This window comes from Micromonospora sp. DT227, assembly GCF_049841835.1.
Lineage (GTDB): Bacteria > Actinomycetota > Actinomycetes > Mycobacteriales > Micromonosporaceae > Micromonospora.
The window spans coordinates 149,760-172,810 of record NZ_JBNCLA010000008.1; the positions used below are offsets into that span (position 1 = coordinate 149,760).

Annotated in this window: 11 protein-coding genes; 1 reads left to right on the plus strand and 10 read right to left on the minus strand. The window is 68.0% G+C overall.

Translation table 11 applies throughout. The annotated features are described in order from the left end of the window. The first annotated feature begins 24 nt into the window (after positions 1-24). Positions 25-3,354: a DEAD/DEAH box helicase gene (locus ACLQ2W_RS25315; protein ID WP_425789224.1), complete on the plus strand. Its 3,330-nt coding sequence runs from the start codon at positions 25-27 to the stop codon at positions 3,352-3,354. A gap of 137 nt (positions 3,355-3,491) precedes the next feature. On the opposite strand, the gene ACLQ2W_RS25320 is transcribed toward ACLQ2W_RS25315, so the two are convergent. The 10 genes from ACLQ2W_RS25320 to ACLQ2W_RS25365 all read right to left on the minus strand — a co-directional run bounded on the left by ACLQ2W_RS25320 (position 3,492) and on the right by ACLQ2W_RS25365 (position 23,038). Continuing rightward, entirely contained in the window at positions 3,492-4,940 is a 1,449-nt protein-coding gene (locus ACLQ2W_RS25320) for a TIGR02710 family CRISPR-associated CARF protein (protein WP_425789226.1), read from the minus strand. A gap of 2 nt (positions 4,941-4,942) precedes the next feature. Continuing rightward, positions 4,943-7,042, minus strand: coding sequence for a TFIIB-type zinc finger domain-containing protein (locus ACLQ2W_RS25325; protein ID WP_425789228.1), 2,100 nt, complete (start codon positions 7,040-7,042; stop codon positions 4,943-4,945). 93 nt (positions 7,043-7,135) lie between these two features. After that, the gene (locus tag ACLQ2W_RS25330) at positions 7,136-9,448 is read right to left on the minus strand and encodes an AAA family ATPase (protein ID WP_425789230.1); all 2,313 of its coding nucleotides are present in this window, start codon (positions 9,446-9,448) and stop codon (positions 7,136-7,138) included. Between the two features lie 106 nt (positions 9,449-9,554). Then, complete coding sequence (locus ACLQ2W_RS25335) at positions 9,555-11,111, minus strand: hypothetical protein (protein WP_425789232.1); 1,557 nt, start codon at positions 11,109-11,111, stop codon at positions 9,555-9,557. Continuing rightward, positions 11,095-14,352 (minus strand): DEAD/DEAH box helicase, encoded by a 3,258-nt coding sequence (locus tag ACLQ2W_RS25340; protein WP_425789234.1) that lies wholly within the window; start codon positions 14,350-14,352, stop codon positions 11,095-11,097. Before ACLQ2W_RS25340 ends, ACLQ2W_RS25335 begins: the two co-directional genes overlap by 17 nt. Further along, complete coding sequence (locus ACLQ2W_RS25345) at positions 14,349-15,740, minus strand: protein kinase domain-containing protein (RefSeq protein WP_425789236.1); 1,392 nt, start codon at positions 15,738-15,740, stop codon at positions 14,349-14,351. The genes ACLQ2W_RS25340 and ACLQ2W_RS25345 overlap by 4 nt, the downstream gene beginning before the upstream one ends. Beyond that, positions 15,731-16,471, minus strand: a complete 741-nt coding sequence (locus ACLQ2W_RS25350) for a PP2C family serine/threonine-protein phosphatase (protein ID WP_425789238.1) — start codon at positions 16,469-16,471, stop codon at positions 15,731-15,733. The genes ACLQ2W_RS25345 and ACLQ2W_RS25350 overlap by 10 nt, the downstream gene beginning before the upstream one ends. Before the next feature lies 1 nt (position 16,472). Next, positions 16,473-17,141 carry a vWA domain-containing protein gene (locus tag ACLQ2W_RS25355; RefSeq protein ID WP_425789240.1) on the minus strand — a complete coding sequence of 223 codons (669 nt, stop codon included), beginning with the start codon at positions 17,139-17,141 and terminating at the stop codon, positions 16,473-16,475. 375 nt (positions 17,142-17,516) lie between these two features. After that, positions 17,517-18,575, minus strand: a complete 1,059-nt coding sequence (locus ACLQ2W_RS25360; protein ID WP_425789242.1) for a Wadjet anti-phage system protein JetD domain-containing protein — start codon at positions 18,573-18,575, stop codon at positions 17,517-17,519. After that, positions 18,572-23,038, minus strand: coding sequence for a hypothetical protein (locus ACLQ2W_RS25365; RefSeq protein ID WP_425789244.1), 4,467 nt, complete (start codon positions 23,036-23,038; stop codon positions 18,572-18,574). The genes ACLQ2W_RS25360 and ACLQ2W_RS25365 overlap by 4 nt, the downstream gene beginning before the upstream one ends. Between the last annotated feature and the right edge of the window lie 13 nt (positions 23,039-23,051).

A 23,051-nucleotide genomic window follows, 5' to 3' on the forward strand; every position in this document is an offset into this window, starting at 1 on the left:
GCATATCACCTACTGCATCCGCAAGTGCAGCGGTGGATTCACGATCAAGGCTGGGACCAACTGCGGGACGCGCAGGAACGCGCCGCTCGACCGATCCTCGCAGGCGACACCGACGTCATCATCGCTGCCGCGACCGCCAGCGGGAAGACGGAAGCAGCCTGGTTGCCAATCTGCTCAGCCATCGCAGCTCGGCGGGACGCGAGCGACGACGTTGCCGGAGTCTGCGCGCTCTACGTCGGGCCACTCAAGGCCTTGATCAACGATCAGTACGAGCGGCTTACCTACCTGTGCGAACGGTTCGACGTTCCGGTTCACCGATGGCATGGCGACGTGGCGGGCTCGCGCAAGTCGCGCGTTCTGCGCGAGCCGGACGGCATTCTGCTGATCACGCCCGAATCGCTGGAGTCACTGTTCGTCAACCACGGGGACAAGGTCGCTCGCATCCTCGGGGACATCAGCCACGTCGTCATCGACGAGCTGCACGCGTTCATCGGCACCGAACGCGGCGCCCAACTGCAATCACTGCTGCATCGGGTGGACCTCGTTCTGCGACGCAGGATTCCTCGTATCGCCTTGTCGGCTACCCTCGGCGACTTCACTGCAGCGGCAGAGTTCCTGCGCCCGGGCTGCGGCGAGGCGGTGAGCGTTATCGCGTCCGACGATGACGCCCGAGAGATACGACTGCAGCTTCGGGGCTACGTCGCCGCCGCCCCGTCCCCCTCCGGTAGGGCGCCCGCCGCACCTCCATCCGGCACCGCCACCGCTGAGTCGGACGACGAGGATGAATCGTGGGACAAGGCTGGGATCGCCGACCACCTCTTCCGTACCCTGCGGGGAAGCGACAACCTCGTCTTCGCCAACTCGCGCAGCGCCGTCGAGCTCTACACCGACATGCTTGACCGGCGGTGCAAGAACAACAACGTCCCCAGCGAGTTCCTCCCGCACCACGGCAATCTCTCCAAGGAGATCCGTGAGCACGTCGAAGCACGACTCAAAGACCGCACCACGCCGGTCACCGCGATCTGCACGTCAGCCCTGGAAATGGGAATCGACATCGGTTCCGTGGACTCGGTGGCTCAGATTGGAGCGCCGGCCAGCGTCGCTGGAATGCGGCAGCGGCTCGGCCGCTCCGGCCGCCGAGCCGACCAGCCCGCCGTGCTGCGGATGTACGTCTCGGAGCCTGAACTCACCGACCGCACACCCCCCGCTGACACGCTGCGCAGCCAGCTCGTCCAAAGCGTCGCGATGGTCGACCTACTGCTCGCCAAGTGGTACGAGCCACCGGACACCGCGAGCATGCACCTGTCGACCCTCACCCAACAGATCCTGTCGGTCATCGCCCAACGCGGCGGTGCACAACCTCAGCAGCTCTACGACGCATTGTCCGGACACGGCCCGTTCGCGCGCGTCGACAAGAGCACCTTCATCGCTCTCCTGCGCTGTATGGGCAAGCAGGACCTGCTCACCCAAGACTCGCAAGGCCTGCTGCTGCCCGGCGGCGTCGGCGACCGTCTCGTCAACCACTACAGCTTCTATACCGCCTTCACAAGCCCGGAAGAGTTCCGCCTCGTCGCGGATGGCCGCACCATCGGATCGCTGCCTGTCGACAACCCGATCACCCCTGGGATGCTGCTGATCTTCAGCGGCCGACGGTGGAAGATCGTCGCGATCGACACGAGGCAGAAAGTCATCGACCTGGTCAGATCCGGTGGTGGCCGCCCCCCGAGCTTCTCAGGCAGTGGTGGCGAAGTCGCCGACGCCGTCCGACAACGCATGCGCACGATCTACGCGACGACCGAGATACCCCGCTACCTCGACCGCCAGGCCCAAACACTCCTCCAAGAAGGACGTGCAGCCTTCAACAGGTACGCGCTGGACAGTAACGCGATCCTCGGCTGGGGCAACGACACCCTCCTGTTCCCCTGGCGAGGGGACAAAATCATGAACACCCTCGCCGTAGCCCTCACACGAGAAGGACTAGAGGTTGGCCACGACGGCGTCGCTCTGACCATCCGAGGCACCGACCCTGCCGGGCTATGGGAAACCATCAGGCACCTCGCAGACGAGACGCCACCCGCCCCTTCGGTGCTCGCCGCAGCGGTGCCGAACATGGCGTCAGACAAATACGACCAGTACCTAACGGAAGATCTGCTCACCATCGCCTACGCAGTGCGGGCCCTCGACGTACCAGAAGCCTGGCACGCGCTGCGGTCGATGGCCGCAATGCCTCGCCCCGAGCAAGCCTCCGCGCTCGCGGCCGAGACCGTCAACCACGATCGCAGCTACGCGCCGCCTACACCCCGCCCCGCACCTGGCGGATCAGCAGCACAGCCCGTTATACGGCCGCTGGCTCAGCTCGGACAGACCCCCTTCGCGGTCATCGACCTGGAAACCACCGGCTTCGCCTCACACCGAGGCGACCGGATCATCGAAGTCGCGGTCGTGCGACTGTCTCCCGCTGGACAGATCGAACATCGATGGACCACCCTGATCAACCCTGACCGAGACCCAGGACCCACCCGCGTACACGGCCTCACCGCCGCCGACCTCGCCCTCGCTCCGCGTTTCAGTGACATCGCCGGCGAACTCGCCAACCAGTTGCGCGGCGCCATCGTCGTTGCGCACAACGCACGCTATGACCTCAGCTTCCTCGACGCCGAGTTCCACCACCTCGGCTACACCGCCCCGGCCTGGCCTGCACTCTGCACCCTCAGCATGTCCCACCGGTATGGAGGCGGGGCAACCCGCCGACTCGCAGACCTCTGCCTTGCCGAAGACATTCCCATACAAGCAGCGCACTCCGCGCTCGGCGACGCAACGGCCACCGCACAGCTACTCAAGAGGTACCTGAATCGTGCCCGGCAAGCCGGCGTCACCGACCTCGCCGAACTCGGCTGCCATCCCCTCGAACTCCCTCTCGCTTTGACAGCGCCGACCGGCCACGGCGCCACCCTGGCGCGTCCGTCGGCTGGCGTCGGCCGCGGTGCGCGCAAACCCAATCCCCATATCAGTCTTGCCGGCGTAGCCGCCCGCGTACAGACCGCAACCACCGGCGACTCCCGCGCCGACGCATACCTCGACGTACTCGACCGTGCCCTTGCCGACCATGTCCTCAGTCACGCAGAGGTGACGGCCCTTATCGAAGTGGCCCGGACATGGGGACTCTCCGGCGACCGAGTGCACGTTCTCCACCAGCAATACCTCGCCGCTCTGCTTCGCGAAGTGGCGGCAGCCGGAACTCCGGGGCAATTCGCTGACCTGGAAGCACAGCTACGCAAACTGACCCAAGCCCTACAATCCGCTGCATCAGCCACCCAGGAATTCCGGCCACAGAGAAGGCTCCGAACCGGGTGAGACCCCTGCAGTCACAGACCCATGCTGCGGCGATCGCCAGTCGCGCGAGAGTCCGAATTAGCGACTGGGTACCTCCCAGGCATCGGCTCCCACAGGCCGGATGAGGTTTCGGCGGGGGCCCGTGTGGTTACGAAAGCTCATCGGTCATTTGATATAAACTGTAGTCGACCGCATAGTGCGCGGACGTCGGTGTCTGTTCCGTGTAGCTGCCAGAATATCGACAGTAGGTGCTCGGCGCGACCGCGCAATCGCTCGGATTGTTCGGGGGTGATTGTGCGGTATCCGTGCGCGAGAACCGAGTTGTTGCGAATGTCCGCTAGATCGCGCAGGTTGGCGATTGCCGAGGGGGTGTTCAGCTTCGCTTTAGCCGCGAACCTATCGCCGAGCGAGTAGAGTAGGGTGGCGGACTGGATGAGGCTGATGCTTGATGGCAATTCGCTGCTGGGCCGACCCCCTGTAGCCTGTAGTGCCCGCTGGTAGCTGCTGGCAACGGTATCCAAGCTGCCCAAGAGACTGTAGTCGGGATTTTTGCAGGCGAAGCCCGGAGATGTCAGTTCAAGGTGGCGCGCCAGGCAGCCCTCGATGGTCCGATAGAAAAGCAATGCGGCAAAGTCCTGGCGCCCGATTTTTCGGTAGTGTTTGCCTAGTACGAAGAAGCAGACCAAAAGTGCTGCCGGATTCGGTGGTTCGGTGGTCAACTCCCGAAGGAAATCTAACTGATCAGCAATGGTCTTGCTGGTTTGATGGGTCAGTTCACGCTCAGCCGCTTGCTGTGCCACGTCGACTGCCTTGATGCACTCTTGCAGGCGCGACAGATCGAGGTCACACCACGCGCGGTACAAGGCGCTGACCGAGCGCATAAAACGCGCGCGGGTTGGTTCGGCAATTTGCTCGCACAGGTCGTGATACTGGGCGTGGGCGCTGTCGAACGCTCCGCTGCGAAACGTTTCCAGCGCTGCTGCCATCTCCTGTTCTCCGAAGAGGGCGGTCGGGTTGGCCAGCAGTAGCGGTCGTTCGTCGCCCGGCACGACACGACGGAACTCCGGGTCGTATTCTCCGTCGATATAGCAGAGATCGAGATTCAGCTGCCAGGCGGCGAGGGCGGCTGCCGCGCTCATGACCTTCTTGCCGCCGGTTATGTCGATAATCGCCGATAGCTTCCTCCCGTCCGGTGTGTCGTATCTCGCCAAGACGTCCTTCACCTCCCGGTACACGCCCTGCGGATCGGTCGGCTGCACGGGTCGATGCATAAAGTCCTGGTATCGGAGGCGGCCGCCGCCGACGACGTGCTTACCGATGAAGTCGATGCTCGCGTCCGCCTGCACCGAGTAGATCACGAGTAGCCGGGTGGGACGGATCAGCTCATATGCGAGGATCGTGGTGAGCGGCGAAAAGCCACTCATGCTGATCAGCAGGTCCACGGGGCGGGTGAGGGCCGGATTCTCCCGCCGGATTCGGGTAACCACCTCGTCGAGCATTTCTCTGAGGAAGTAGGACGTCGCCTGGTCCGACGGCGATCCGACATCCCACCGGTCCTCGCCTCGCAGGATTCGTCGCAGCTTGACGTCGTGCTGGATCGCGCCCATGGTCATCTCCTGGTTTCCCATTCGTCGGAGTCCGGGCATCGTTGGCACTCTGGCTCGGACCGCACGGCCGATCCGCCGCATTTGCCACAGTTCGGGCAGATGTATGCCGCAGTTACGGCGGCCTGCCAGCACGGCGTCGCGAGCACCTCGTTGCCGGGGCGGCTCGTCGCGTCCGAGCGGCCTTTCACCGTCTGCCGGTTCCCTGTCTGGATCACCGGATAGTTCGTCCCGCACGAGCCGCATGATCGGGTTCCCCATTCGTTGTGGCACCTGCGGCAGCTGGCGACGAATGTGCCCGATCTGGGGTGGAAGTCTCGAGGGGACCCGAGCTCAGCGCCGCACACCGGACAGTGGGCCAGTCGGTGCAGGCGCACCAACGCGGCTTCGACGGCCTCGTTGAGGGCATCCGCGGCGATGTGGCGTTCCCGGCGCCTGCTCGGAGGTACACGCTGCGCGCGCCAGCGGGCGACCCGGTCGCGCAGAATCATCCGCTCCGCCTGGGTCGGTGGACGTTCCAAAGCGAGGTGCCGCTCGTCCGTGGTGGCGCTTAGCCACCTCTCGCCCGCGGCCGCCAGCTCGCCGAGCAGGTCCTCGGGGCAGTGGACCCGGGGCGGGTATTGGGCGGCGTCCGACGCGATACGGGCCCACTGAAGAGCCCGCGTTATGCGTTCCACGCTGTCGATCTCGGTCGGGGTCGCCGGCAGCAGCCCGATGCCCGGGCCGCCTGGCAGGTCGTTGCCGACGGTGTCGGCGCGGGCGCGCAGGCGCGGGGGTAGCGCCTGAAGCTCCTGGCGGGTACCCGGGTAAACGACGACGCGCGGCGCGTCGGCGTGGGTGCGGGTCTGGTCCAGTTCGTCGACGAATGGGAGCAGGTCCGGGGCGCCGTTGGCGGTGAGCGGGTGCGGCAGCGGTACGCAGACCAGCAACGGGCGGTCGTTCCGGTTCACCTCTACGCTGCCGTCAGTCCTGATGCGCAGTACGACTGTGTCGTCACCCGGCCCCGTGTAGTAGATGCCTGGTCCGCCGGTGGTCGGGGCGTCGGCAGTGGTGGTCTGGTAGCCGAGTGTGTCCAACGACCTGGCGGCGAGCAGTGCGACGAATTGGTCGTAGCTGTTGCAGAATGCGCGGGGCGCGATCGAGAAGTGAAGCCCTACCTCGCGCCTGACCCGCGCCCAGGCCCGCCACAGCGCCGCCACGCGGCGGTAGTCCTCGTGGTGGATGAACATGTTGGTCTGTCGGAGGTCCGAGGAGAACTCCGTACGCCGGCTCACCCGGCGGTCCCGGTATAGTCGAGAGGTGAGCAGCCGGCCGAGCCGTCGGCGGTGCTCCCGGGTGCGCCCCAGGAGACGTCGCACGTCGTCGTTGAGATCCAGGTGGTTGGCGAACTCACCGACGAGCCGGGCGAGCCGGAGTCCGGTACGCCAGGGCCGGTCCCTGAGCTGGCCGGCGAGCTCTTCGAGGTCGGCCAGGATGCTGCTGGTCGCCTCCAGCTTCTGCCGCCGCCACTCGAGGAACGTGATCAGGTGGTCAACCAGCTGGACTGCGGCCTGATTCTCGTACAGGTCCGGGTCAGGGTCATTGTGGATTGCCCGGAGGCGTCGGGGGAACACACCAGTGACGGACCGTCGCTGCCAGTCCTCGGTGTGTGCGGCGAGGTAAGTGATGGCATCCTGGGCAATCCGACGGGTGCGCGAGAGGAGAACGACGCTCGTCTCGGGGCGGAGCCTCGTCTCGGGGTGCTGGCACACGGCTTCCAGGCGGCCCAGGTCTGCGTCGATGGCCTGCTCCAGCAAGTCCACTGGGTCGTCGCTCACCCCACGCAGTTGGGCGATGAGGTCGGTGGCCAACGGTGGCACGGCGACCCAGCGCTCGTAGGCCGTCTCATCAGGCGAACCTGGCTCGGCCGGAGATTCGTGGGCGGCGGCGCCCAGGGCATTGGCGATGGCGACGGTGCGCGCCGCCAACATCCGGTCGGGCAGCGCATCGCGGGAGAAGTACCCCTCGCCGACGCTGCCGAACATGCGGACCGACCAGCGGCCGGAACCCGTCGGAGTGACGGGCGTGTGTGGCCCGGCGTCGTGCCCGTTGACCTTGCCGGGCACTGTCAGCTGGTAGCGTCCGAGCAGCGGGCGGGCCGGTAGTCGCCCGGCCCGTGCTCCGGTTACCCGGTCCCAGAACTCGTGCGCCACGGATCCTCAGGCCCCTGCTTCGATGAGTTCGTCGAGCAGCGCCCGCGTAGTGACCGGACCGTCCTCGCCGTCGACCTGGGTCGCACCGAGATGGGGCCAGCCCTCGTCGATGAGGTCACGCAGTTCCTGGAGCTTCTCCGGTCGCAGGTCGTAGCGGCCGCGTAGCCGTCGCAGGATCCGAGTGGCGAGGATGTGGTCGGCGGCCTCGCCGGGTGACCCACCGGCAGCCACCACGACCGGAGCGAAGTCCCTGACCTGCTGTTCGAGCCGAGGCCCCCAACCGATCTTGAAATTAATGGCGAGGGTACGGGCGAGATGTTCCCGGAGGAAGGAGACCACCTGCTCCTGCGCGTCATGGTGGTCACGGCCCGCGTTGCCGAAGCTCCTGACCAGGGCCCGGCGGGAGATCGCCTCCCGGGGCGGGACCTTCCGCGGCGTCAGCGAGGGCGGTGTGGTGGGCAGTTCGATGACGTGTGCACGGTCGTACGTCTTGTCGGCGAACTGCACGGTCGTCTCGTCGTGGTTCGACGTCCCGAAGAACCATACATTATCGGGAATCGGCAGGTGGATGCCCTTGTCCACATCGAGCAGCCGTGGCCTGGGCTCCATTTGGTGGCTGGTCAGCTGGAGCCGGAACCGCGAACCCACGTTCTCCAGCCCGGAGAGCACATCGGCGAAGTACTGTTCGGGGTGGGCTAGGTTCATCTCGTCGAGGATGATGAAGAACGGGCGGTTCCGGTGGGCCGGGCAGGCGGCCTGGTAGATCGCCTTTGTGAATGCGGTCTCGTAGTACCGGCGTTCAAAGGCGTTCAGATGGCCGATGAGGTCCTGCCGGTCACGCCATCCGGCCTGCACCTCAATGACCGCGAAGTCGGCGCCGATCGCCCTGGCGAACGCCTTGGGGAACGTGGTCTTGCCGATCCCGCTGATGCCCTGGAGGATGTGCAGCCTGCTCATGGCCATGCCGCCGAGTAGGCAACGGATGTCCCGTGCACGGTACGCCAGCGGCGTACTGCCGCGTCGATTTGTCTCGTCTGCCAGGATGCGTTGCTGGGCGTAGGCGACCAGGTCGGTGAGGTCCGGCGAGTTGTCGGTGGCCCTCCGTTCCTGCTGAAGGTCCGGATTGTCATCCAGCTCTGTCAGGCCCGGGAACGGATTGACCCCGTGCGTACTGCTGACCAGCTTGTCCAGCTCGACCTGGGTCTGAGCCAGCAACTCCTTGTGCCTGTCGACGGAGTGCTGGAGCGCGTCGCGGTGCTCGCGCAGCTCCTCAAGCTCCGTGTTGGCGATCCGGTACGCGTTCTGTTCGGTGCGCAGCTTCGCGTTGTCGAACTCCAGCCTGGCGCGAATCCCCGGGCACTCGGCGTGCTCGCGCTGGAGCTGGACCAGCAGTTCGGGGTCGGCTGCGCCGGGCACCGTGGCGACCCGCTGCATCAGCCGTTCGTTCTCCTCGGTGAGGTGACGTACCCGCTGGTGCAGCAGCTCGGGTGATTCGAACCCGGCGAGGCGGAGGGACTCGTTCCGCTCGTCGAGCTGCCGCTGCAGATCGCGGGCGTGGGCCTCCACGACCTCGTACTGCCTGGCGATCCGGTCCCGGGTCAGTTCCAGCTGCCTGAGCTGAACCGCGACAGCCAGTTCAGCCCGCTGTTGCAGATAGGCGCGGTCCTCTTCCTGGTTCTCCTCCAACGCCCGCACCTGTCGCTCACGCTCGCGGACCTGCCTCTCCCGGGCGTCCGCCTCCCCCCACCGTTGCTCCAGCTCGACCTCCGTCCTGGCCCGCGCCGCGTCGAGTTCGGCCGCTCGGCGGCGCCACTGCTCCTCCTGCTCCGCGTGACGCCGCTCGACATCGGCTAGGAGCCGGTGGCGTTCCGCCGTGAGGTCCGCCAGCAACTGACCGCGTTGCTCGGTTAGCCGGTGCAGGTGGCCGCGTTCCTGTTCGAGGTAACCGGCCTCGGCGTCGAGGCGGCCCTGCTCGACCTCCAGTGCCTGGGCGTTCAGCTCCTTCTCCCGCCGGTCCAGCTCGGCGCGGCGGTCGTCGAGCTGCCGCTCGGCCTCGGCGTACCGGCGGCGGTCCTCGTCCAGCTCGGCGCGGGCGGCGTCGACAGCTTTCCGTGCGTCTGCCGCCGCATTGTTCGCGTCGGCGATCCGCTTCGCTTCCGCGTCGAGTTCGTCTCGCCGGTCGGCGACCCTCGCGAGCTCTTCGTCGATCTGCTGCCGGGCCTTGCGGTACAGATCCGCCAACTGCTGTGCCTCGACCCACGCCTCCTGGGCCCGGCTCAGCGGGAGGTCCGCCGACACGGGCGGCGGCGGATCCGGCATGACCCCTTCCCGGTCCGCCACCGCTGCGGCGTCCCGGGCGCCTCGTCGGACGTCTCGCAGGAGGCTGTCCGCCTTTGGGTTCGTCTGTTGGGGTATGCCGCCGTTCTTACGTCGAGACATCCAGGCCCCTACTCGCTGTCGTCTGCTGGAAGAGAAAGTGGGAAACGGTCCAGTAGGCCAGGTCGAGTACGTCGTCGGCCTCGTGCGCCGTGGGCTCTCGGTCCTCGCTGTGGGAACCCTGGTTACGCAGCTGGGTCGTGCCGTCGAGCCGGTCGAGGAGGTCGAGGCGGTGCTGGATGCTGCTGCGTAACGGATGGTCTGGGTGCTCGGCGCTGGCGAGCAGCACCGCGACCAGCAACGGGCGGAGCGACGGCAGGTGCCCACGCGCGGCGCGGGCAACCTGGTCACCGTCCTGTTTCCGCATGCCGTCCGGTATCTGACCACCGATCTCCAACAGCTCGCAGGCCCGATCGAGGGCGGCTGTGAGTGCCTTCGACCGCAGCGTGGCATCGCGGAGCTGGCGGAGGAGGTTCTCGGAGAGCGGATACGCGTCGCGGACCGTGGTGAAGACGTTTTCGAGGACCTTGCCAAGGTTGTTGACGGCGGTCTGCCGGTACCGGCCGCCGACCTCGGCCAGCAGGCGAGCCTCGGCGAGGTCGGCCTCCACCTCGGTGAGCAGTTGGAGGATCTTCCGGTGGCCCGGATCGTGGATCCGGACGCCCAGCCGGCGCTCGATCCGCACCGCCGCCTCCGCACGTCGGCGGGTGTATTCCGCCCGCCGCTTCTCGGCGTCGTCTTCGGTGAGCTGGCCTTCGATCCCGGCGACGAGGGCGGCCAGCGAGTCGTCGTCGGCCAGCCGGGCCCGCACCCTTTCCTTAAGCCAGGCGTTCGGCCAGCCCGTGAAGGGATCGAGCACCTCCCAGTCGGCGCTGGTGACTGCGTCGTCGGGCAGATACAGGTAGCCGGCGAGCAGCACCGGATCGGGCCGCTCGGCGATGAAGGAGACCCGGGAGACCTGAGCTGCCGGCGGCGGCGACGCCTCGTCCTCGGCCCTCACACCGTCGGGTGCACCGGCCGTGGCCGTGGCGCGCGCTGCGGCGATGACATCCCCCGGGCTGGGCCGGGACGGCGAGTCGACCCGGCGTGCCTGCACCACCACGGGCTCGACCGGTGGCGAGTCTCGTCGGTTGTCCAACCGCAGCCGCGGCCGGCCACCCGATCGGTAGTCGACGTGGGCGTAACCCAGGGTTTCGACCAGCGCAGGCCACAACCGATGGGTCGACGGACCGCCGAAGGGGTCCTGGAAGATATGCACCAGCCGGGTCTGCGATGCGTCCGTGCTCTCTCCCGCCACCATGGCCCGGCCAGTCTTTGTAAGATTGCCTCGCTGATCGACGAGTTGCTGCTGCTGCAACATGAGCAGGACCTGATTGCACAGGTCGCGGTGCAGCCGCGTCAGCTGGGCCATCTCCGTCGGGTCGGTGACTCCGGCCTGGCAGAGCCGGGCAATCACTCGGGAGAAGGCGTCCAGGCGCCGTCGCGTCAGATCCGGGACCAGTACCCGCCAGCACCAGGCCGGCCACAATATCCACCGGCCGCCCTGTGGCAGGTCCTTTCGAAAGGCGCCCACCTCGAGCACGGGTGTGTCAGGGGCGAACGACACGGCCGTACCGCCCTTCGCAGAGTCTCCGGAACTCGACCAGTCCGCGGACCTCACCACCGGTGGCCGAGGCGTCGAACATCGCCCCGTCACCGACCGCGATGAGCAACCGCTTCTGCCGGCTCATCGCGACGCAGAGCCGGTTGGCGAGCAGGAGGTGGCCGTACTTGCGGCGATTGGCCCTCTGCTCGCCGCCGGGCAGGTCGTTGCTGCGGGTGACCGACAGAAGTACCACGTCGAACTCCCGCCCCTGGAACGCGTCGACGGTGCCGATGTGCAGCCGGCCGGCAAGGGCGCCGATCGCCTCGTAGCGCCCCGACACGTTCCGGTCGGCCAGCCCGGCGGCCTCCAGCGCCGCCCATACGGCCTGCACCTGCGCACGGTAGAAGGCGACCACGCCGAAGGTCAGGTCGGCTGCAACCTCGCCACTGAGCCGGACCAGCTCGCCGGCGATCCAGTCCGCCTCCACCTTGCGGGACTTGCTGCGACCGGCGGTCTCCCCGCCGTGCCTGGTGCGCGGGAGATCTGCCCAGATCGCCACAGCGTCGCCGTACCGGTCGACGCCGTGGTGCAGCGCGGCGCTGTCCGCGCCCGATCGGAGTGCGGTGTCGTCCGAGTAGAAGGCGTTGCTGACGAAGTCGCCGAGCACCTGGTGCATCCGGAACTGGGTGTCGAGGGTGATCTCCCGCTCCGCCTCGCCCTTGGCCTTCGCGGTGCGCAGATACCGGAAGAGCCGTTCGAACATGCTCTCCCGGAGCGCCGAGAGAATCTCGTCCTCCGCCGAGGACTCGAGCTCGCGTTCAATGTCGGGTTCGAGTAGGTGGGGGAGCTGTCTATGGTCGCCGACCAGGATGATCCGCCGGCTGGCCAGACAGAGCGGGATCATCAGGTCGAGCGGGTTGGCCCGGGCCGCTTCGTCGACGATGACGGTCTCGAACCGGATCTGCTGGCCCCGGACCTGGTCGGCCATTGTGCCGGAGTTTGCCTGCTGGCAGGTACTGGCGAGCACGGTGGTGAAGTTGCGGATCGCCTCAGCGACGCCGTGCGGGTCGTTCTCCAACTCGTCTATGAAGGCGGTCACCGCAGCGGTGACGCCTTCGGCCGAGGACATCAGGCGCTCCCGGAGGGCGCGGACGACGTCGCTGAACAACTGAACGAGATCGTCGTCGGGGACGGCCTGCACCGGGCCGGTGACTGGCGCGGCGAGGTCGAGCAGCCGGTCCCGCAGGTCCGTGAGACGGTCCAGGAACGGCGGTGGTCCGGCGTTGTCGAAGGCCGCTGCCTCCGTCAGCAGCGCCCGGTCCGCGTCGGCGAGGACGGTTGGTTGAGCCGAGAGCCGTAGCAGGGCCCGCCGGGCCATGTGTGGACCGTCGTCGGCGAACGCGACCGGGTCGACGCGGATCGCCGCGATCGATCGGCGCAAGGGGGTCAGGTCGTCCATAGGAAACCGGGGCCCGCCGATCGCCTCCGTCAAGTCGACGTGCACGGCGGTCAGGCGGGCCCGGATCGCGACGGGCAGGTAGCCGCCGACCAGGTTGTCGATCTGGGCGATCAGGTCGGCGGTGCGCTCCGGAGCCGGCGGCTGTAGCCCGTATCCGACGACCAGCGTCTCGACGGTGCCAACGGCGCGCAACAGATGGCCCTCCGCCGGAAGCTCCGCGCGGAGCTCTGCTGACTTGCGGGCACACCACTCCTGTACGCCACGGTCGTCGCCCGCCCGTGGCCGCGCGGTGACCTTGACCGCCGGCAGCCCGAGAACCTCCGTGCGCCGGACGACCTCGTCGACGGCGTCGTGCTGGAAACTGGTGAGCAGCACGCTGTGCCCGACGTTGCCGGCCTCCTTGCGAAGCTGCGCCAGGCACTCCTGGATGGCGGTGATCACCCGGGTCTTGCCGGTGCCCGGCGGGCCCTGGATGAGTGCGACGTCCGGGGTGTTGAGCGCGATCCGGACCGCATCCTCCTGCTTGGCAGTGAAGTCGCGGTACTTCCGGAATGCGGCGAGTTCCCGAGGCTGGATCATCCGCATGGGCGTGGTGCGTGCGGACAGTAACTGGCCCTCAAGGATCGGGCCGAGCTGGGGCATCGGGGTGCGCAGCTGCTCGATTAGTTTCCGGGCGTTGCGCTGGCGGTTGATTCGGACCCGATCCCCGGTCAGGCTCAGATAGAGATCACCGGTCGGCGGCGGAGGGGTGAACTGCCGCCCCGGCCGGGCCTGGACGGAAATGGTGCAGGCCGAGTGGTTGATCTGCGTGACATCGCCGTTGAACTCGGACGCCGGTTGCCGGTCCTCCAGGTTCAGCATGTGGTCGCGCAGGCCGTCGGGCGCCCGGTCGGACGCGGCGAGGGTGTTCTCGTCGCCGAGCCGGGACAGGAACTCTCGCCCGCCGCCGGGATCGAGGTGGAAGCGGTAGGTGCGGCTGTCCACCCGGCGCACCTGGAGATACCGCGACACGCCGACGGTGAAGGCTCGGTCGACGATTTGCCGACGTTCCTTCTCGCTGTATTCGTCCCAGCGGTTGAGGTACTGGCGGCCGCTGCTCAGCAGTTCGGCGAACTCGGTGTGGTGCCGCTCCCGGAAGGTGGCGGCGAAGGTCTCGTCACGGAACGAGGCGTTCGCCTCGACCAGCGTCAGGGCGACGGCCGTGCGGTCGGCCCGGTTGGCCCACCGCACCGTACGAAGCCATAGCCGACCGTCCCGGTTCTCGATATGCGCCGTGATCCTCGACCCGTGCAGTCGGAAGCCCTGGTCGAAGCTCACCGCGCGTTCGGGCGCTGCCGATGCGAGGAACCGGGGTGCCCGGTCCGTCCCGGCAGGAGCCGCGACTAGGAACTGGTCAGCCAGCCACTTCGCTGTCTGGTCGACGCGCCGCCGACCGGGCAGCAACCGGGCCGACGCCTGCAGACTGTGGTCGCTGAGGCCGAACACAAGGTCCGGATCCCACCGGACGTGATGGGCGAAGCGGTGCACCTGTACGGTGATCGTGTCGTCCCCGACCCTGCTCACCCAGGCGATCCGTGCCCCGCCGCTGTCGAGAACCTCGTCCAGGTGGTCCTGGTCGGCCGGTCCATGGCCCTCGACCGGCCAGACGTCTTTGTCCACAACAAGCATGGCCGCACTGCTGGCCCGCGACGTGCGCAGCGTCGCCTCGTGACCGATCTTGACTGAGTTGCCGGAGAGTGCCTGGTCGAGCGGCTTCAGGACGATGCTCGTCGTCGCGCCGTACTGGAGATCCTGGAGCTTCACTGTCGACCCCCCGGGTCCGTCGCGAAGCACAGCCAGCGGTTCGGGCGGCCCAGCCGGGCGAGCCGGAGGCTCCACATCTTGCCCGCCCTGCCGGCCCGGATGCTTGCCACCCTCTCATGCGGCAACGTGCGGAATTTACTGCCGTCTGGAGCGACGAGCTCGATCGCCTGGCCGGCGTAGTTGCCGATCTTCATGTGGTCGCCCTCCCAGCGGAGCTGGAGCATTAGCCGGTTGGGGTCGGCCACTCGGCCGAGTACGAAGCCGCGCGACACGCGGAGTTCGTCGCCCTGGACGGTGACCAGCTCACCCCGGTCTGCGACGGGCGGCCGGGAGTGGTCCGGCGTCATGCCGTCGGGAAGATCGAGCAGCAGCCGGACGTGCAGGGTGGGCGGGCGGGGAGCCTCGTCGCACCATGGGCAACGCTCCGCCGATAGGTCGAGCTGGTACGTCAGGCCGCACGCCGGGCAGGGCACGACGGACGTGCCGGCGTCGCGCAGGGCGTCAGCCCATCGCCCAGCGCCGGGTCTGCGGTCGCGGCGCCGCAGCCCGTCCACGAAGGTCGCCCGGAACATACTCTCCAGAGCGGGAGGGAGCACTAAGCCGCGCGGTTGGATTCCCCTAGTCGACACGTTGGAACGGTCGGTCGGATGGTCGACCCAGGGGTGGGAGCCGTTTAACGCCTCTGCCTCTGCCTCCTCGTCATCCTCGTAGAGTTCGTCGCCCACAAAGGGGTGGTCCAGGGTGAGCAGCTCGAAGGCGACGACCGCGAAGGCGAAGATGTCGCTGAGGCTGTCCGCCCAGCGGCCCGCGCCGGGCCGCAGCTCGGGAGCCGAGTACCGGCGGGTGTAGACAGGGCACCCCCGGGCACCGGCGAAGGAGACGTTGTCGGTGTCGATGAGCCACACATGGTCGCGATCGAGCAGCTCGGAAACGAAGATGTTGCTCGGCGACGGATCCTGGTAGACGAGGCCCCGGGCGTGCAGTACGGCGAGCACGTCGGCGAGCCGGGCGAGCAGGCTGAGCCGTCGCCTGAGCCCGCCGGTGTCGCGGTAATGCTCGACCGCACGGGACCCTGCCGGAACGGAGGTCAACCTGCTCAGCGGGGTGAGGCCGTCGAGCAGGTCCATCACGTATCCGACGTGTGGTGGTGCGAGGGTGTCGATCGGGCTGGCGACCGACAGCCCGTCGAGTGGCAGGCGGCGGAGCGCCTTCAGTCGTCCCGCCCATTCGGCAGCTCGCTCGGACGATGCTTCCCGGAGCACTTTGACCGCGTGCCGGCCTCCCTCGACCTCGTACACCGATCCCTGGCCGCCCCGCCCCAGCTCGCGGATGAGCTTCAGTGTGGTGCCGCTTGCCGTGCGGACCTTGCCCGGAAGGGTCAGTGACATGCCGACACGCCTCGATTCGTCCAGTGCAGGGCCAGCGTCTTGTCGTCGAAGTGACCGGGCGTCGGCCAGGCGCGCAGTTCGGCGACGAGGCGACGGTGCCGTTCCGGGGGTGGCAGCGGCCTGAACTCCTGTTCCAGGTGATCGATGAACTGGCCGATCGACTCCGGGCGGAGGTCGTCGGCCACTCCGTCGGTGGCCAGCAACACCCGGAATCCGCTGGGCGGCGACGGCAGCCACCGGCTGCGCCATAGCGGCCGGCGGCCGGGTAGACCCAGCGCGTCGGTCTCGTTGCCGAAGCCGGCCCGCTCGGTCACCAGCCGTTCGGTGGCGTGCCCAGAGCCGAAGGCGATCAGTCCGTCGCCGACCTGGCCCACCAGCACACCTCCGGAGCGGTGGACGAGAGAGAGCATCACCGTGGTGCTGCACTCGGCCGGGTCCCGGTGAGCCAACTCGACGCGCCAGTTCGTCTCGATGCGCGCGAAGAGGCGCGACGGGTCTGGGACCTCGTGGTCTGCGAGTCCCCGCACGGCCCGGTGAGCCGCCCGGCACACCGCGACCGCGCCGAGTCGGCTGTGCGGCCGGGACCCTAGCCCGTCGGCGACGACGACCAGCGAGTCAAACCGCCCGGTGATTCCCCACCAGGCGTCCTGCTTGGCGACATGGTGCCGGCGGTGCGCCGGCCCGCAGACCGAGGCGCCGAACCAGGTTCGAGTGGTTGGTCCCGTCCCCACGTCAGTCGATGACGATGTCGGCCGAGCGGTCCGCGAGTGGCGGCGGCCGGAAGTCGAGCTCGCCGCCGGTCGCCTGCTGGCTGACGCTCATTGTCAGCCAGTCGAAGAACTCGACGATGCGGTGTGCGTTCTCCGCGCGGACCACTCCCTCGGCGCCGGCGGTGGCGAACCGTTCGAGCACGTCCATCGCTTCCTCGTCGACGTCGTTGCCGATGGCCACCGCGAATCTGGTGGACTTCCTGGCTCTAGGCGCCCCGAGCAGTTGCTCCATGGCGCCTTCCCAGTCGTCGGTGGGTCGACCGTCGGAGGCGAGGACCAACACCGGCTTGGCAGATCGGCCCGGCACCTGTGTCCGGTCCTCCAGCAGGTCACCGGCGATGCCGAGGGCCCGGCCGAGCGGAGTCGGCCCCTCGGCGGGCATGTCGCGCCATTCGAGGCTGCCAGCCGGGGTGAACGGCTGGTGGATCCGGGCGACACCCCCGAAGGTGATCACCGCAACGGTGATCACGTAGGTTGCCTCACGTAGCTCGGTGAACGACCGGATCATTTCCCCGATGCTCCGGTTGAGTGTTTCGATCTTCGATTCGTGCGCCATGCTGCCGCTCACATCCGCCAGAATCAATACTGGCAGCGTACGTGGTGTCGTGGCTACGAAATCCTTGAGGGGCATTTGAATCCTCGGAGTCACGGAAACCAGGGCCGCAAAGGCGTACATGGCATCCGAGGGGCGGGCCTGATTCGTCGTTGGATAATAGTGGACCACCGGGAATGGTGGCCACCGAGAAGCGCGCCTGTCGGAAGACCGACACCGGTCTAGCGGGTTAGTCACAGCATATGTAAAGCGACACCTTGGCCAGTCCAACGCCACTCAAGCCCTGAGCCAGGCTTGATCCAGCCGCTGAGGGCCCGCGCCTCGTCGGTGCTACTTTTTATCAGGGCTCCGGGCCATAGTGGTTCCCGCCGCAGCGGCGAGTACAGCGGTAGACGGGCCACGGTCGCACGGGCTCCTGCGTCTACCGGAGCACCAGGCATGGTTGAATGCGGATCAGGCTAGATCCCACAGCCAGGTCCGGTCGGTGTCGAGGACGGTACCGGTGAGGGCCTCCTGCGGGATTCGCATTCCGGCGGTCAGCAACGCCTCGGCAGGCGCAGCGACCTCCGTGCCGAGCCATGCGACCAAGGGCCCAACCGCCTTGGTATCTACCGACGGCTGCCCGCTCTGCGGTACTCCATGAGACAGCAAGAGGCGATACAACCCGTGTGCTGGCCGTACCGCAGGCAGGCGCTCCTCGGCAGCGGTCCGGGCCGCCGATGCGGGGATGCGCAGGCCGTCAGCATCCAGGTCACCGAAGTAGGCGATATCGCAGACCGTCGTCAACTCGGCGATGCTGAGCACGGAGGCTTCGAACGCGCCGCCGGCACCCCATGCGATTTGGCCGACCGCGTGCCCTGCGGTACTGCTGAGGACGCGGCGCAGCGTGTCGAACGTGTCCGCGTTCTCGACGACTAGCAGGACGTGTCCATCGCTGATGGTCCGCACCGGTAGCGGCGGGTGCGCGCGGAACGTTCGCAGCAGGTCGAGGCTGAGCCGGCCGGCGCCAAAGAGCGTCGTGCCCAGAATCGCGTCCAGGGTCTTCTCGTAACCGAACAGTTCCAGCGAACGTTCCCGAGTGGGAACGACATCGGTGCCTCGTCCTCTGTCACGCAGCCAGGCGTTCACGGCCTGCAGCAGGCCGACCTGCCCGACGGTCAGTCTGGAGCTGGCCGCCCATGCCAACTCCGGGCGCCACGGCACCTGCCGCGCCAGTTGTGACGCGGAAACCGAGGCGGCCGGGGGTGGCAACGTCAACCGGACCGGTAACGGCGGGGCCGCGGTTCGGTCGGTCGCCTTCGACGGGGTGAGCACCCCCGCTGCGGTCAGAGCAGCGACTGCTGCTGCCAGGTCCGTGCGCCGTGACGCCCGGGTTGCCGATGCCGGGTCGGCGCGGGCGTACAGCGTCCACAGTTCGTCTAGGGTGACGGTCCGCCGGCCCCACGCCTCCAACTCGGCAGCGAGCCGGGCAGCGCGCGGGGTCAGCAGGCCGCCAGTTACGGTCCCGGTCATGCCGGCCTGCGGTAAATGCGGGCGGCGGTGACCGTGCCCGGAGCGATCTCACCCGGGGCGGCGTCGGCGTCGGTGAACGGGTCTGGTAGCTGACGCCGGACGACTTCGGCCACGCGGATGTGTTTCAGGCCGGCACGCAAGTCCGCATCGTTACGCATCCTGACCCACAGCGGGAAGGCGGCCAGAGCCCGGTCGTCGGATAGGCCGGTGGTGTACACGAGCTGAACGCCAAGGGCCGCAGCGACGCCCTGCTGCAGTTCGAGCAGGTACTCGGCGCTGGCTTTGCCGATTGGGTTGTCGAGGAACAAGACGCCGGAGTGTTTGGTGCGCATCTGGCCGCGTTCGTTGGCCCGTAGCGCCGCCATAGTGCAGTACAGCACGATGGCGGCGGTGAGTTCCTGGCCACCGGAGAACACCTCGTTCATGTTCTCGATCGGTACCCGTTCGTCACGCAGGACCGCGTCGGGTTTGAGCAGGTCGACGGTGAAGCCCTTCGGGACTGCTGCTTCGATGCTGCGTAGTAGCAGCACCATTCCGTCACGTTTCGGTGCGGTTCCGCTGCTGGCCCGGGCGGTCGCTGCCGCCGACATGTCATCGACGACTTCACCGACGTGGGCGTGCAGCAGCGCCGGGTCGGGTTCACTGAACCGGATTCGGAGGAACTCCTTGCCCTCCCACTCGCCGAGGCCGGCGGGTAGTTTCGACAGTCGCGACGCGGTGCGCAGCGTCTTGAGCGCGCCGAAGACGAGGGCGGACAGTCGGTCGACGATCATCTTGCGATGCTGGCCGGCGGAGTCGAGGTCGGTGGTAAGCGTCGCCAAGCGTTGCTCGAGCTGCGTGGTGAACTCTGCCGCACGAGCGGCGAGCTGGTCACGGTCGAGGCCGACGATCGCCCGGCGCGACACATTGCTCATCTTCTCGAATTTCGCCTGATTCGCGTGCCGGACAGTGTGATCGACGAGGCGGTTCACTTCACGGCCGGTCCTGCTCTCCTCGATCACCGCAGCGCTCAGCGTCTGTTGGACCCGGCTGGTCGCCGCCCGAGCTCCGTCGGAGTCGCCGTCATACGCCTCGATCGGGTCGGCTGGGTCGGCGTCCGGGTAGGCCAGTAGGACCGCGAGCGGGCCGTGGATCTCCCGAAACGCCCGGGCGGCTTCCTTCGCCACCTCGACCTTGCGGTTCACGTCCTCGACGTCGCTGGCAGCAGTCTCGTACTCGTGCTGGGCGTCGCGGTGCTCGGCAGTAGCCGTCGTGGTGAGTCGCCGGCCGTGCTCGACGTTGGTCGGCCGCCGGGACTCGGGCAGCTGAATCCAGGCGGCACCACCGGCCGGGGTGGCAGCTTTCAGGTCACTGGCAAGCCCGCCGACCTTCGTGTCGGCGGCGCTGACGGCGTCGGCGAACCGCTCAAGATCCCGGCGAGTTCGCGCGATCGCGGTCTGCCGGCCCGCTTCGTCGGCACCTTCCGGTGTCGCCAGCAGCTGCTGGGCGCGGTCGACGTCGGCCGGCTCGTGGCGGCCGACTTCCTCCCGCAGCCGGGCGGCTTCGCGGTCGGCGGTGGTGGCTGCTGCGCGCATGTCCTGGCCGACTTCGACGGCGGCGTACGCTGCGGCGGCGGCCAGGTACGCCGAACGCAGGTCGGACACTGAGGTTTGCGGGACGGCGGCGGCATGCTCTCCGGTGGAGGTGACCACGTCGCGCATGTCGGCGCGGTGCCGCTCGACACGCGCGGCCGCGTCCTGCGCGGTACGGGCCGCCTCGGTGGCCTCCCGTAGCTTCTGCTCCCGGTCGGCGGTCATTTCCCGCACGGTCCGGTCCGCCTCGCTGATCTGCTGCGCCAGTTCCGGCAGCTTGGCCCGCAGCTGTTCGGCAGCCGCGGTCGTCTGCTTCAACCGGACCAGGGCACCAGACCGGTCCGCGGCCGCCCGCTCGGCGGTGCGCAGCTCGTCGACCTGCCCGGCGATCCGGTCGTGGGCCGCTTCGGCGGCGTCGGCGGCCGTGCGCGCTTCACGTTCGGCTTCGACAGCGTCGCCGAGTTCGGTTTCGCGCTGGCCGAGCGACTCGCGGAACTCGGCGAGCCGGCCCGGCGGGTAGTCGCGTCGCCACCGGACCAGGTCGCTGTGCACGTCACGCAGATGCGCAAGGTCGTCGCCGCTGGCGCTGATCTCGCTGCCGCGGGTGCTCATCGCGGTGCGCAGCTGCTCGCGCCGCAACTCGGCGGCTTCCGGATCGAACAGCGCCGGGTTCGGTTCAACGACGAACTGCCCGGCGGCGGGTTCCGACCCGCTGGCGGTCAGCATCAGCAGGCCGGTACCGACCGCTACCGCAGCAGCCGGCAGCAGCCGGGCGTCCTGCAGCGCCTGCCGGGCCATGTCCAGTGCGGCGGGGTCGACGATAATGACACCGTCGGCGAGGTGCGGGTGATCGGCGATGACCGCGTCACGTTCGTCGGCGGGTACGTTCTCTGCCAGGTACCGCCATCCGGCGTGCGCGCCGATCCCGGCGTGGTGCAGCACCGTCAGGGTCGTCTCGACCGCGTCGCGGGGCGGCAGGAATCCGCCGTCGCCGAGCGCTTCGAGTAGCCGCTGGTCGTCGCGCTGCTCCGCGCGCAGGTCGTCGAGGATCTGCTCTTTGATCTTCGCGTCGCCGTGGAGACGGTCGATCACCGTGTCGGCGGCGCCGTCGAGCATGTCGACGTCGACATCGTCGGCCGACAGGGCCGTGCGGAGGAGGTCGTCACTGATCAGCGGTGCCGCCCGGTCCAGGATCGTCTGCACCGCCCGGGCGGCGTCACCGTGAGCGGTGCGGGCCGTGTTGAGGGCGGTGCCAGCTTCTTGCAGCAGGCGGCTGGTTTCCCGGACTGCGGCCTGGGCGTCTTTGGCGTTATACTCGGCGGTCCGCAGCTGAGCCGCCGCGGTTGTGGCGGCGTGCTGCGCATCGGCGGCGGCAGTCTTGACATTCTCGCCGACGGCGAGCAGGCCATCAGCGACGGCGGCGTCGATCAGGTGCCGGCTTTCGATGATCCGGTCGTTGATCTGCGCCTGCTCCGAACGCCACCGTTCGGCGTCGCGAATCGTCTGTGACCGGTCATCGTCGATCTCGGCGGCGCGGGAACGAAGTTCACGTTCCGTGTCGTTGAGGTGGCCCTGCTCTTCACGGCCGGCGGAGACCTCAGCGGCGAGCTTGCTCAGCAGCTCACCAGCTGCGGCGTCACGCCCTTGCAGCGCGGGACGGGCCTCACGTTCGGCGGTGACGATCTGTTCGGTGAATCGGGCGGCGCTCTGTACCGCGGTGTTACGGCGTTCGATCAGCCCGGCGAGCTCCCAGGCCCGCAAGTCCGCATCGGCGCCGTCACGGCCGGCGATCGCATCCCGTTGTTCCTGCTGCGCGGCGGCATGCTCGAGCGCGAGGGTCTGCCGTCGGGTCTCGTTGACGATGTCACGGGCCCGGTCACGGTCCTTCTCCCGACCGGAGGCGATCTCGGCCGCCCCGTTGGCGAGTTCACGCAGCCGGCTGGTCGCGGCCGCCTCAGCGGTTTCCCGCGCCCGGATCTGGCGCAGCAGCATCAAACCTTCATCCTCAGCGGCCTGCCGAGCGGTGCAGGCGGTCCGGTGTCGGTCCTGCGCGTCGGCGAGCGGCCGCAGCGACGCGACAACTCCGTCGACGAAGTCACGTTCCAGCAGCATCGCGGTGCGGTCACCGACGGTCCGGGCGTAGGACTCGAAGTTGTCGGCAACGCTGACCGCGTCTGCCGGGTCGAGGACGACCTTGAGGAGCCAATCGATGAAGTCACGGCTGGACTTGAACTTGAACGCGGTCGCCGCGTCACCTTCGTCAGCGTTCATCCGGCGCTGGATGCGGAACAGGTCCGGCTCGATACCGATCGAGCGCAGATGACCTTCCCAGCCGCTGATCTCGGCGCCGACCCAGGTCAACTGCGTCACCGGAGCGGTCCGGTCGATCTCCTGCAGCGCCTCTTTGAATCCGTCGACGCGCAGCCGCCGGCCATCAGCGGTGAACGGCAGGCTGTCGATCTCCACGTCCGCGTGCGGACGCAGCGACCACCACTGCTCGGAGAGCTTCTCCGCAGCAGAGCCGCTCCGGCGCCGCTGCAACGTCTTACCGGTGATCACCCGGTCGCCGGTGCGCACGTTCATCCACTCCAGGACCACGTGCGCGGCGTCGTCACCGACGACGAACTTTTCCATTACCGACCCGGGTCCGCCGACCGTGTTACGCCGGCCCGGCAGCACGACCGAGAACAGCAGCTTGAGAAGCACACTCTTACCGCCGCCGTTCTCTAGCAGCAGCAGACTGTACGGGCTGGGCCGGCGCGTCGACGCCCCGAACAGTGCCCCCTGCCCGCCGACGGTCGCACCGACACCGGACAAGTCCAGGGTGACGTCGGTGTACCGGGCACCTCGCGGCCCGACCCCGAACAGCCGAATGCGGTTGAGCTCGTACATTCTTCTCCTGTTC

What these genes read in the sequence shown, in the direction of transcription:
- ACLQ2W_RS25365 (WP_425789244.1), bottom strand. Translation starts at nt 23,038, where the DNA reads ATGTACGAGCTCAACCGCATTCGGCTGTTCGGGGTCGGGCCGCGAGGT.
- ACLQ2W_RS25330 (WP_425789230.1), bottom strand. Translation starts at nt 9,448, where the DNA reads ATGCCGGATCCGCCGCCGCCCGTGTCGGCGGACCTCCCGCTGAGCCGG.
- ACLQ2W_RS25320 (WP_425789226.1), bottom strand. Translation starts at nt 4,940, where the DNA reads ATGGGCGCGATCCAGCACGACGTCAAGCTGCGACGAATCCTGCGAGGC.
- ACLQ2W_RS25360 (WP_425789242.1), bottom strand. Translation starts at nt 18,575, where the DNA reads ATGACCGGGACCGTAACTGGCGGCCTGCTGACCCCGCGCGCTGCCCGG.
- ACLQ2W_RS25345 (WP_425789236.1), bottom strand. Translation starts at nt 15,740, where the DNA reads ATGTCACTGACCCTTCCGGGCAAGGTCCGCACGGCAAGCGGCACCACA.
- ACLQ2W_RS25355 (WP_425789240.1), bottom strand. Translation starts at nt 17,141, where the DNA reads ATGCCCCTCAAGGATTTCGTAGCCACGACACCACGTACGCTGCCAGTA.